General features: G+C 46.0%; 10 protein-coding genes and 1 rRNA gene. 9 read left to right on the plus strand and 2 right to left on the minus strand.

Annotation, left to right across the window (positions count from 1 at the left end; all coding sequences use genetic code 11):
- Positions 1–36: 36 nt before the first annotated feature.
- Positions 37–3013 (minus strand): 23S ribosomal RNA (locus PVA46_RS06640).
- 363 nt (positions 3014–3376) lie between these two features.
- Here PVA46_RS06640 and PVA46_RS06645 point away from each other — a divergent pair.
- From PVA46_RS06645 to PVA46_RS06660, 4 genes are all read left to right on the plus strand, one after another.
- Entirely contained in the window at positions 3377–4510 is a 1134-nt protein-coding gene (locus PVA46_RS06645) for a hypothetical protein (protein WP_167695957.1), read from the plus strand.
- A 102-nt stretch (positions 4511–4612) separates the two neighbouring features.
- Positions 4613–5050, plus strand: coding sequence for a cupin domain-containing protein (locus PVA46_RS06650; protein ID WP_167695958.1), 438 nt, complete (start codon positions 4613–4615; stop codon positions 5048–5050).
- A gap of 84 nt (positions 5051–5134) precedes the next feature.
- Positions 5135–6208: a hypothetical protein gene (locus PVA46_RS06655; protein WP_167695959.1), complete on the plus strand. Its 1074-nt coding sequence runs from the start codon at positions 5135–5137 to the stop codon at positions 6206–6208.
- A gap of 84 nt (positions 6209–6292) precedes the next feature.
- Positions 6293–6556 carry a hypothetical protein gene (locus PVA46_RS06660; protein WP_167695960.1) on the plus strand — a complete coding sequence of 88 codons (264 nt, stop codon included), beginning with the start codon at positions 6293–6295 and terminating at the stop codon, positions 6554–6556.
- A gap of 54 nt (positions 6557–6610) precedes the next feature.
- Here PVA46_RS06660 and PVA46_RS06665 read toward each other — a convergent pair whose 3' ends face one another.
- The gene (locus PVA46_RS06665) at positions 6611–7285 is read right to left on the minus strand and encodes a hypothetical protein (RefSeq protein ID WP_167695961.1); all 675 of its coding nucleotides are present in this window, start codon (positions 7283–7285) and stop codon (positions 6611–6613) included.
- Positions 7286–7450: 165 nt separating this feature from the next.
- On the opposite strand from PVA46_RS06665, the gene PVA46_RS06670 reads away from it, so the two are divergent.
- The 5 genes from PVA46_RS06670 to PVA46_RS06690 all read left to right on the plus strand — a co-directional run bounded on the left by PVA46_RS06670 (position 7451) and on the right by PVA46_RS06690 (position 12734).
- Entirely contained in the window at positions 7451–8530 is a 1080-nt protein-coding gene (locus tag PVA46_RS06670) for a GMP reductase (protein ID WP_246226794.1), read from the plus strand.
- Between the two features lie 24 nt (positions 8531–8554).
- Positions 8555–9076, plus strand: a complete 522-nt coding sequence (locus tag PVA46_RS06675; RefSeq protein ID WP_167695962.1) for a gamma carbonic anhydrase family protein — start codon at positions 8555–8557, stop codon at positions 9074–9076.
- Between the two features lie 142 nt (positions 9077–9218).
- Positions 9219–10157, plus strand: coding sequence for a hypothetical protein (locus PVA46_RS06680; protein ID WP_167695963.1), 939 nt, complete (start codon positions 9219–9221; stop codon positions 10155–10157).
- Complete coding sequence (locus PVA46_RS06685; RefSeq protein ID WP_246226796.1) at positions 10075–11472, plus strand: NAD(P)/FAD-dependent oxidoreductase; 1398 nt, start codon at positions 10075–10077, stop codon at positions 11470–11472. Before PVA46_RS06680 ends, PVA46_RS06685 begins: the two co-directional genes overlap by 83 nt.
- Positions 11469–12734 (plus strand): NAD(P)/FAD-dependent oxidoreductase, encoded by a 1266-nt coding sequence (locus PVA46_RS06690; protein WP_167695965.1) that lies wholly within the window; start codon positions 11469–11471, stop codon positions 12732–12734. The genes PVA46_RS06685 and PVA46_RS06690 overlap by 4 nt, the downstream gene beginning before the upstream one ends.

Raw genomic sequence — 12734 nt, forward strand, 5'->3', positions numbered from 1 at the left:
TAAATTATCTCCTATCACCAAGAGATAAAGAGTAATATGGTCAAGCCTCACGACTCATTAGTATTGCTCGATTGAACATATTGCTATGCTTACGTCTGCAACCTATCAACCGCATGTTCTTTACGGGTTCTTTAGGAGGCATAAAACCTCAGGGAATTCTCATCTTGAAGCCGGCTTCCCACTTAGATGCTTTCAGCGGTTATCCGTTCCTAACATAGTTACCCAGCGATTGCTCCTGGCGGAACAACTGGTACGCCAGAGGTTAGTCCACATCGGTCCTCTCGTACTAAATGCAGATCTCCTCAAAATTCCAACGCCCACAGCAGATAGAGACCGAACTGTCTCGCGACGTTCTGAACCCAGCTCACGTACCGCTTTAAATGGCGAACAGCCATACCCTTGGGACCTGCTACAGCCCCAGGATGCGATGAGCCGACATCGAGGTGCCAAACTTCACCGTCGCTATGGACGCTTGGGTGAAATCAGCCTGTTATCCCCGGAGTACCTTTTATCCGTTAAGCGACGGCGCTTCCACTCGCGACCGCCGGATCACTAAGACCTACTTTCGTACCTGCTCGACCTGTTGCGTCTTGCAGTCAAGCTACCTTCTGCCTTTGCACTTTCCTCTTGATTTCCAACCAAGATAAGGTAACCTTCGCGCGCCTCCGTTACTCTTTAGGAGGCGACCGCCCCAGCCAAACTGCCCGCCTGACAATGTCCTAGTACCAGTTCTATGGCACCAGTTAGAAATCTAAACAATCAAGGGTGGTATTTCACCAACGACTCCACTCAAGCCAAAGCCCAAGCTTCATAGTCTCCCACCTATCCTACGCATGATTGCCCAAATCTCAATATCAGGTTACAGTAAAGGTTCACGGGGTCTTTTCGTCTAACTGTGGGTAATCGGCATCTTCACCGATACTTCAATTTCACCGAGTCTAGAGTTGAGACAGTGTCCGGATCGTTACGCCATTCGTGCGGGTCGGAAATTACCCGACGAGGAATTTCGCTACCTTAGGACCGTCATAGTTACGGCCGCCGTTTACTGGGGCTTCAATTCTCAGCTTCGCAGTTACCCGCTAACCAATCCTCTTAACCTTCCAGCACCGGGCAGGCGTCAGCCCCTATACCTCCTCTTGCGAGTTAGCAGAGACCTGTGTTTTTGGTAAACAGTCGCCCGAACCTCTCTTGTGCCACCACTTCTCAGTGGTCATACTTATCCCGAAGTTACGTATGTATTTTGCCGAGTTCCTTAACTCTAGTTCTCTCGTACGCCTTAGAATACTCTTCTCATGTACCTGTGTCGGTTTACGGTACGATTCCCAATAGCCTAACCTTAGAAATTATTTCTTGGCAGCATAAATCCTATCCCTCCCAGCTTCTTACAGCCTTCTCCTTCACATCTTACCTAAAAGTACGGATTTACCTGTACTCTTTCAATCAGCTTAATGCTTAGACCACAATCCAATAAGTGGCGGATATTCTCTTTCTGCGTCATTCCTTCGAAACTATCAGAAGTGCAGGAATATTAACCTGCTTCCCATCGACTACGCTTTTCAGCCTCGCCTTAGGGGTCGACTCACCCAGGGAAGACAACCTTTACCCTGGAAACCTTACATTTTCGGCGGGAAGGACTCTCACCTTCCTTTTCGTTACTCATGCCTGCATTCTCTCTTCCCATAGCTCCAGCAACCTTCTCAAGTTACCTTCATCGCCCTAGGGAATGCTCCTCTACCATCACACACTAATGTGTGCAATCCGTGATTTCGGTATTATGCTTAGCCCCGTTACATTTTGGGCGCACCACGACTCGACTAGTGAGCTATTACGCACTCTTTTAAGGAATGGCTGCTTCTAAGCCAACCTCCTAGCTGTCTTTGCCGTGGCACTTCCTTCTCCACTTAGCATAATTTTGGGACCTTAATCGACGGTCTGGGCTTTTTCCCTTTCGACCACGAACCTTATCGCCCGCAGTCTCACTCCCAATCTTTTGAGTTAGCGTATTCTTAGTTTAACTAAGTTTGGTACCCAGTGACGGGCCCTAGCCTAATCAGTGCTTTACCCCGCTAACTAAACAATTGAGGCTGTACCTAAATACATTTCGAGGAGAACCAGCTATCTCCGAGTTTGATTAGCCTTTCACCCCTATTCACAGTTCATCACTGCCCTTTTCAGCGGACTAGTGTTCGGCCCTCCACTTGGTCTTACCCAAGCTTCAGCCTGACCATAAATAGATCACTCGGATTCGGGTCTACCACATGAAACTCAAGACGCCCTATTCAGACTCGGTTTCCCTCCGGCTCCGCAACTTCTATTGCTTAACCTCGCTTCATATGATAACTCGCAGGCTCATTCTACAAAAGGCACGCCATCACCCCCTTTAGAGGCTTTGACCGCTTGTAAGTCCATGGTTTCAGGTTCTCTTTCACTCCCCTCCCGGGGTGCTTTTCACCGCTTCCTTCACAGTACTCGTTCACTATCGGTAGCTATCTCGTATTTAGTCTTGCAGGGTGGTCCCCGCAGATTCCGACAAGGTTTCTCGTGTCTCGCCGTACTTAAGAAATACACCAGTGAGTCTTAATCATTTCGCCTACGGGGCTTTCACCCTCTTCGACCGGCCTTCCCAAACCGTTCGGCTATAACTAAGTTTTCTTACTCACCCAAGAGGTTTTACGCCCTCTCGCATGTACTCTTGCAACCCCAAATAAGAAACACCGTAAAGTTACACTCTTATCTGGTTTAGACTCCTCCCCTTTCGCTCGCCGCTACTAAGGGAATCTCGTTTGATTTCTTTTCCTGTAGGTACTTAGATGATTCACTTCCCTACGTCTGGCTTCTACACCCCTATTTTATTCAAGGTGCGATACTAAGGCTTCACCTTAGTGGGTTACCCCATTCGGACATCGCAGGATCATAGATTGATTGCATCTCCCCTACGCATTTCGCTGCTTACCGCGTCCTTCATCGCCGGATAGCTCCAAGGCATTCCCCATGGACTCTTATTTACTTGACCATATTAATCTTTATCCCTTCGCTCTATATAAAACTATCAAGCCTCTTCTAGTGCCTTACGCTACGCCTTAGCCACCACTTAATAATCTCGTCTGTAATTTAAAACCATTAGCCGATTTAAAACTCAATCTCGTTTCGCTTCAACCTCCTATACTATAACTCATTGCCCAACTTTTGTCAACACCTTTTTCCCACAAATTACAAAAAAAGTTGTAAACCTGCCCAAAAACACAAGCTATATCCATACTAAACAACAACTTATCTATCCAAAAAAATTATCAAAAAATACCTTTAAGCCCTGTCCTTTGACACACATCTCCACAAAAGAGTATAATAATACGAAAACCCCAAAAAAGGAGTTAGAATGAAACGTTCTACCATGCTAAAACTTGCGCCACTTCTCTTAATCGGTGCTTTGGCAAGCATCGGAATGCTCTTTTTTAATGCAAAAAGCCCGCAAACCACTGGCTACCTACTTAGCATCAGCAGTCTCAAAGAGATTCATACCATCAACTTAACCACTAATCAAAGAGAATCTCGCAATATTCTCAATGCTTGGCACCCTTATCGAGCTGAATGGGATATACTAAACTACACTATTGACGAGCAAGAAGGGCGCTACTTGTTTAGCTTTGAACAACACAGTAGGTATGTAAATGGCAAATTTATCGATCCGCCACACGGTCTTCATGCCATTCGCTACGATCTCTATACAGGAGAGAAAGAGATTCTAGAACTCGATAGCTTTCTCCATGAAGCTATCAACAATTCAGCCTATATTTATGCGCTAAATAAAAACGATCTGCTCTTACACCACACGCACAATCCGCACAAAAATTCTAGTGAGGAGTATTTCTACGAAGGATATATTATCTTGGAACTTTTTTCCATCGAAGAGAACAAAGTTCTCCAATCGCACACCATTGCCTATACCGACTTCCCCGACTTATTTGCTCCCTCAAAGGAGAAAACTTTATCCATTAAATACTACAATCCCCAAGAAAAATTTTTATTATTCACACAATATGGCAAACTCTATCGACTCGATTTAACCACAATGCAAACCAGCCAGATCGACGGCATAGAAACTCAATTCACGACTCACCATCCCTTCGGTTATACCCGTAGTTCTAGCTCTTGGACAAAGGAGTATCTCTTAGTGACGCATCATAACAAGTATGCCATCTACCATCTAGCCAGCCAGCAGATAGCCACCTACCTACCCGAGAGTCTACCCCATGGCGACTATTACCTTATTGATAGCGACAAGATTTTAGTACACACCAGCCGAAGAACGCTCTGGGATAAGTTAATAAATCAAATCTTCCATCCTGCATTTTACGGCACAAGCTCTACACAAAAATATCAGATCTACCAAATTCAAGAAGAGACCGCAACCCTCCTCTGGCAACAGCAGAAGGCTACTTATGTCGGTTGGAGTAAATTCTACTACCCTCCACAACTAATACTGCCATCAGAGGCGCGAAAGAAGCGCTAAAAATCCAACACCTGCTAAAGGGGGCTTGACAAAATAATATCCGGCTCCTATACTAACGGCACATAAAATGGATAACATGAAACCACCCAAGGAGCGATTATCATGAAGAAGAGCGAAATTACCGATATACAGACCCTTCCCAAGCAAACCACCACCCGCGATGGCAGTACCTACCACGTACAGGCCACCAGCAGTGAGGGCTTACTACAGAAGTGCCATGCGAATATTGTTGAGGTAGAACCCGGTAGTACCGCATACGGCTACCACTACCACGAGGCGAATGAGGAAATTTTCTATATTATTAAAGGAGAGGGCATTATCGAGACCGTCGATGGCGAGATTTCGGTAAAAGCTGGCAATATCATCTCCTTTCCTACCGGTGCTGGGGGTGCGCACGTCATCAAAAACCCTTCTACTGACCAAACGCTTACCTACTTAGACTTTAGTACCCACAGCGATGTGGAGGTGGCGCATCTGCCCAAAATCAATAAGATCATGGTGATTAGCAAAGAGGTTTTTGGCGTCTTTGACAAGCCCTAAACTATTTTATTATTGGTAAAAAAGAACAAGGGGGCAAGCGATTGTACCCTTGTTTCTTCTATCGATTTTTGCTATCATATAGATATGAAGCGAATCTTTCTCCTGATGACTCTATTGGCATCGTGCGCCAAGCCACAACCCGATAGCAATCGCATAACCGATGGCTACTTTGTCAACCTTACCGATCCCTATCGCATGATGACCATCAATACACGTTCTAAAGAGTTAACCTATCGCGATATTGCTAAGCCGTGGTATCAGGAGCGTCAACGCTACCTTACGCCCCTTTTCATTAGTGATAAGCAAGAGAGTCGCTATCACTTTTTTCGTTTACAGGATTATAAATACGCCAATAGTATCACAGATAACACCATATACAGTCACCAACCTTTTTACCCGCTAGCTAGAGACTTTATTCGCTGGGACATGTTTACAGGCGAGACCTATGCCTTTAATCTCGAAGAGCTGATTGGGCAACTAGACCCCAATCGATCCTATCACATATTAAGTGCCCTCGATGCCCAACGCCTTAGCATTATCAGTTCTTTTCCACGAGAAGAACCCTGGCATTTTCTCGTTTATAATATCGAAAGCAACACGATTGAAAAAGAGCTATTTACCAATACAAATTTCAACGTATATAGCCACCACGTTCTTCATTATGATCCGCTATATCAACGTATTTTTTATTTTTATGGCGAAGCGCGACAACTACACTATTACGATATTCCCAAAGCAGAGAGTGTTGCCTTGCCTATCTATCTGCTATCATTTAAAAATGGCGGTTATTACAGCGCAACCACGAACATTCGCAATCATCAGTGGCTCTTTACCGAGCGCGACCTTGGCTTGGTGCGTTTCCACTTTCAAACCCTCGCGCTTAAGCCCATTCCACTATCCATTAAGGTAAAAAAATCAGACGCGTATACGCCTTTTACCCTAGTAATGGTTAAGCCCGATCAACTCCTGATTGTCGACCAGAGTGGGCCACCAAGATTCTCTTCCTATCGAATGCGCCTCTATCAGGTAGAAAATGACGAGCGCGCCACCCTACTCTGGCAAAAAGATATCATTGATTGGTGGTTTCTAGGAGGGGATCGTACCAATCCCGCCCTCACATTTTACTATCTACCCCAATTTGCCCCGCCCAAAGGCTAAACAAAGAACCACCAAATCACTCTTGACTAAAACAAATCAATTATGCTAAAATATAGTTACTATTTAAAGCACAAAGAAGTTATTATGTCTGAAGTAAACGGAAAGGGCGGTAGGTGGCAATGGCCTGATCCTAATAATCGTTCACCTAATGAGCCACAGATTGTTATGAATAGAGAAAAAATATTAGGTCTCTATGTTAAAAAGACTGGTATAGAAGCCACAAATGTTACTAGTACCGTTAAAGATGCAATCACAGAAGAGGCTAAATCTCGAGGTTGGGATAATGTAGCGTTTATGGTTGATCAAACAACCAACATTCCCTTTTGTGTATTGACAAAAAACTTTTAAACGAATAAAGGAGAGAACTAGATTAAGGTCTCTCTCCTAATGTTATATTCTTTCTTATTCACAATACTTGCCATAGCTATGCCCTAGGATAACCGCATCTTTTTGACGGATCGCCATATAGCCCGGTATGGCTAGCTGGTTTACACCCAGACGCACGTACCAAATCACATCTTGCTCTGCTTCGCTGTAGTAAGGAAAAACCTCATAGCTCATCTGTTCGCGCCCCTTGCCTGCGTCAAGGTATGCGCGCTTTACCGCCAAGTCTGCATCGTAAACAAACCCTTCGTTCATCAGACGTTGTTGCTTTGCGTTTTCCCCGAAACCAGCCATGCTCACGATACCACCATCACTTTGACGCATTTGCATCACGGCTTTTTTCTTATGATACACGTGCCAAATGCCATCCTCTAACACCGCCGATAAATCTTTCCTCTCTAAAAATCCACCATGATAAAGCGTTGTACGCGATCCGTAAATCCAACCATAAGTATCCTGCAAGTAAAAAAAAGCTATGCCCACGACACCTAATTCGCTTTTTATCTCTGTACTCACATTCTGTTTAGTAAACGCAAGCTCTGCCTGCTCCCTGATTACTGCCATCTTTTGAGGATCGCTGATCTGTAGAACCTCTAGCGTATCATAAATTTGTGCTCTCTCCCACCGACACCCCAAGAGAATCATCAGCACCATTATGGCAACAAAAAAACGATATCCCTTCATGCTATCCATCAATCTCTCTCTTATATTCTTATATGCTATTATACGCATCTTAATCGTGCCTGTCTACCCTTGACAAAGCGATAATTATCATTATACTACAATAGTAAAGACGCTTGCTAGTTGCGTACTGGCTATCTTTACCACCTATGGAATTTTTTTGCAATATAGGAGTAAATGATGCGGATTATCGATGACGTGAAGCTAGATTTTAAAGATGTGCTCTTTATGCCCAAGCGCAGTACCTTGAGTAGCCGAAAGCAGGTGAGCCTAGAGCGCACTTATACCTTTAAACATAGCCAGAAACAGTGGCAAGGCGTGCCCATTATGGCAGCCAACATGGACGGCGTAGGTACGGTGAGTATGGCAAAGGCGCTTGCCTCGCACAAACTCTTTACCACCTTGGTGAAGAGCGTTAGTGCCGAAGAGATTACCCAACTCGCGCAAACCATTTCGCCCCATCACTTTGCCGTGAGTACCGGTACGGGAGAGGCAGATTGGCAACGTCTGCAAGATATCTTGCGGGACAACCCACACATCACCTTTATCTGTATCGATGTTGCCAATGGCTATAGCGAGAGTTTTGGCGATTTTGTCGCAAAAGTACGCAACCTCTATCCCAACCACACCATCATGGCCGGCAATGTGGTTACTGCCGATATGACGCAAGAACTTATTTTGCGTGGGGCTGATATTGTGAAGGTAGGCATCGGGCCAGGTTCGGTCTGTACCACCCGTAAACAGACGGGCGTGGGCTATCCGCAACTTAGCGCCATCATCGAGTGCGCCGATGCTGCGCATGGCTTGGGCGGACACATCATTGCCGATGGCGGATGCACCAATCCTGGTGACGTAGCAAAAGCCTTTGGCGCGGGCGCTGATTTTGTGATGCTTGGGGGCATGCTCGCAGGGCACGACGAGGGCGAAGGTCAGTTAATCGAAGAGCATCACCTCACCCAGCAACTCGATCAAGCAACCCAGCAACCTATCATCGAGACCAAACGTTTTGTTCAATTCTACGGGATGAGTAGCGACACCGCAATGAAAAAGCATCACGGAGGCGTGGCTGAGTATCGGAGCAGTGAGGGCAAAACCGTAAAAATCCCCTATCGCGGTGCCGTACAAGCCACCATCCTCGATCTTTTGGGCGGTATTCGTAGCACCTGCACCTATGTGGGTGCACAAAATCTTAAGCAGTTGAGTAAGTGTACCACCTTTGTGCGCGTAACCCAGCAGATCAATAATATCTTTTCATAAAGAAGCGAGAAAAAGGAGGATTTTATGATCTATCAATTAGCCGATAAGCGCCCTAGCCTTGCCGAGCATAGCTTTATTGCTCCCTCTGCCGATGTGATTGGCGATGTGCGTATTGCTGGTGATGTCTCGATCTGGTTTAATGTAACTTTACGTGGCGACGATAATTATATCGAAATTGGCGAAGGCTCCAACGTACAGGACAATACAGTGGTGCATGTTGCCCACGAATTTCCTACGATTATTGGTAAGGAGGTTACCATCGGACATGGCGCGATCATTCATGGGTGCACCATTGAGGATCATTGCCTTATTGCCATGGGCGCGATTATTTTGAACGGGGCAACCATCGGTGCAGGCTCGATTGTCGCTGCCGGTGCAATGGTTGGCGAAGGCAAAGTGATTCCCCCCAACTCACTGGTGGCTGGCGTACCGGCCAAAGTGCTCACAACCATCACCCCCGAGCAACAAGCACGCTTTGCCAAAGGCGTGGAAATCTACAAAAATAATATCGAACTCTATAAAACACTCAAACCGATCACGCCATAACCATATCATTACCTTTCGATCTGATACGCTATGGGTCATGCCTCTTAACCAAGCGGGATCACATATACGAATAACTTACCTACGTTCATCGCGTAGGTAATATCTCATTCTTTTGATTGCTGTTGCCGATAAATAAAAAAATATGAAAAATCTACCGAAATCTTTAGTAATTATTGGGTTACTCCTCACCATGTTCTTCATCGGCGCTATCACGACTTCAGCCAATCAAGCGAGAAAATCAACGAATTTTGGTTACTTGATCAACGTGAGTAGTCTTAGTCGCGTGAGTGCGATCAATGTAAACACCCAAAACATGCAGTCGTTTAATGTGCTTGAATATTGGCCTGATTGGAGGAGAGATGAGTGGAAGATACTCCACGCAAACCATCCCATCATCGATTGGCAAGAGGGGCGCTACCTCTTTAGCTTTGCACAACGTATACAAATTATCGATGCACCAGAGGAGATGCGCATCCTTCGCTACGATCTCCACACCGGAGAAGTAAATTCCTTAGCACTAGATACCTCTCTTCATGCAGAGATTGCTAACGCCACGGCTATTTATGCAATCAATGATAATAACCTTTTACTCGAACATTATCATGCCGAGTATACAACATTAACGCTCTTTTCCACAGAAAAAAAGCGCGTACTCCGCAAATATATCCTTAACCATGAGCACTTTCCTTCATTTTTTTTCAATGACTATAATCGAACCCTAAGAATTCTTTACTATCATTCAGAGCAAGCGTATTTACTCTTTCAGTCAGAACTCGGAGAGCTTTATCGTCTGGATTTACTAACCATGCAAACAACCCATATGGCAGGAATTTCTACGAGATTTATAACCTCTCACCCCCAAGGCTATGGTGGAGTTTCTCAATCTCTAGTGCGAGAACATCTCTTAATTGGCCAACCAACCAAAAAGAGAGAGCCTACAGATAATATCATAGATCTGCCTCAAGCTAGCGCCATCTACCATCTACCATCTACCTACCATGCAAGGCGTCGTGGGGGCATTTATTGCCAAGGAATTGTCTCACTACGACGTGAAGGTACTAGTGCTAGACAAAGAGAATGATTTCGCCAATCAGACCACCATGGCAAACAGCGCGATTATTCATTCAGGGTACGACCCCAAACCCGGCACGCTCAAAGCGAAGCTCAATGTGCAGGGTAATCAGATGTACAAAGATATTTGTCATTACTATAAGATCCCCTTCAATCAAATGGGATCCCTTACCGTTGCCTTCGATGAGGCGGGCGTTGCGCGTCTGCATGAGCTAAAAGATCAAGCGACCATCAATGGGGTAGAGGTAGAGTTGTTGAGCGCAGAAGAGGTCTTAGCCCAAGAGCCTGCGATCAACCCAACCGTCAAGATGGCGCTCTTAGCACCAACGGCAAGCATTGTCTATCCTTGGCAGATTACCTTCGCACTCTTTGATCACAGTATCAGTAACGGGGTGGAGGTTAAGCTAGGACAAGAGGTTGTTGCACTGCGTAAGGCGCAAGAGGGATATACCATTGAGACCAAGAGTGGCGAAGAATTTCAGGCACATCATGTCATCAATTGTGCTGGTCTCTTTGGAGTAGAGATCCAAAAGATGATCGAGCCAACCGAAGATGCCATCACCCCACGTAAAGGCGAATACTTCGTCCTTACGCGTGGAGCCTATAAGTATGTCAATCATATTATCTTTCCATTACCCACCGAAAGAGGCAAGGGCGTCTTGGCGGTGCCGATTAGCAATCGAGAGATTTTGATTGGCCCTACCTCCGAGGTGATCGATGACTTTGATGATGTTACGACCACGAAAGAAGGACTCTCCTATCTCATTAAAGAGATCAAAAACACCATGAGCACCGTACCTACCGATCGGATTATCCACGAATTTGCGGGGCTTAGAGCCTCTTCTACACGTCATGATTTTATTATCGAGGAGTCTAAATACAATACAGGGCTCTATCACGTTATCGGGATTGAGTCGCCCGGACTAGCTAGCGCACCTGCTATTGCTAAGTATCTTGCTGATCTCGCTGCGTTTGAGCAATTACCTCGCAAAACGAACTTCAAAGAGTATCAACCTACCACCCTCATCACTAAGCACAAGCAGGTAAAAGATCACCCTGATTACGGTGTGATAATCTGCCACTGCGAGCATGTTAGCCGACAAGAGATCCGCGATGCAATGCACGGCAATGTGGGTAGTCACACCATCAAAGGCATTAAAAAGCGCGTGCGTGCTGGCTTTGGTCCTTGTCAAGGGGGATTCTGTGAGCCTACCATTGTACGCCTTATTTCGCAAGAGATGGGCATATCGCCAAAAGAGGTGTTGCACGACGGCCCGAATTCAGCAGTATTAAAACGCGACAGTAAGGAGATTTTTAAGACATGAAAGCACGTAAAGAGTACGACGTAATCATTATTGGCGGAGGCCCGGCCGGGTTAGCGGCCGCCGTAGAGGCGCATGCACGCGGGCTTAGAAGTATCCTCATTGTCGAACGTGAGAATCAACTTGGGGGCATTCTGCTACAATGTATTCATAATGGCTTTGGTCTGCATGAATTTAAAGAAGAGCTTACCGGGCCTGCTTTTGCCCAGCGCTATATCGACAAGGTGTATGAACTTGGCATTGAGTATCTGCTAGAGGCATCGGTTACCATGCTCAACCCCGATCGTAGTGTCATGATTGTCTCCAAAGAAGGCTTTGTGCGCTACTTTGCCAAGGCAGTGATTCTTGCCATGGGTTGCCAAGAGCGCCCACGTGGAGCAATCTCGATTCCGGGGAGTCGCCCAGCTGGGGTCCTAACCGCGGGAGCTGCGCAAAAATATCTCAATATGGATGGCTATCTTGTAGGAGAGAAGGTCTTTATCTTGGGCAGTGGTGATATCGGGTTGATTATGGCAAGGCGCATGACCTTGGAGGGCGCAAAGGTCGTGGGTGTTGCGGAGATTCAGCGTCAGCCCAATGGTATTACGCGTAATATTGTGCAATGTCTGCACGATTTTCACATTCCACTTTATCTCTCGCACACCGTTACCAGAATTTACGGCAAAGAGCGTATCCAAGCGATTGAGCTCTCGCAAGTAGATGAAAATCTAAAGCCAATCGAAGGAACAGAGCAATATATCGAGGTGGATGCTCTGCTCCTCTCCATTGGATTACTACCCAATAATAGTTTGAGTGAAGGCGTGGGTATCGCATTAAGCAAGGCAACCAAAGGCCCGATTGTAAGCAACGATTTACAGACCTCGATACCCGGTTATTTCGCCTGTGGTAATGTGCTTCATGTGCATGATGTGGTCGATTATGTCGTGGCCGAGGCAAGGCGCTGTGTGGATGGAGTGATGCACTATCTCTCTAACCAAATATCCGAAGAGAGACATATCGAGGTAACTGCACATACGGGGTTGCATTACGTGGTGCCTCAATCTATCAAACCGCAGACACTTGGTGCTAAACAGCGCTTCTACTTTAGAGTAAAGAGCCCCGATCATCGTGTAAAGATACAGATCTTTGCCGATGGCATGCTGATTAAAGAGAGTCTCAAGTCGCACGTGGTACCCGCCGAGATGGAGTACATCGAAGTTGATATCAATGATGCGGTGCGTCAAGCCCAGCACATTACCTTAGCGCTACACAAGGAGGAGGCATAA

Source organism: Entomospira culicis, from assembly GCF_028748145.1.
Taxonomy (GTDB): domain Bacteria; phylum Spirochaetota; class Spirochaetia; order WRBN01; family WRBN01; genus Entomospira; species Entomospira culicis.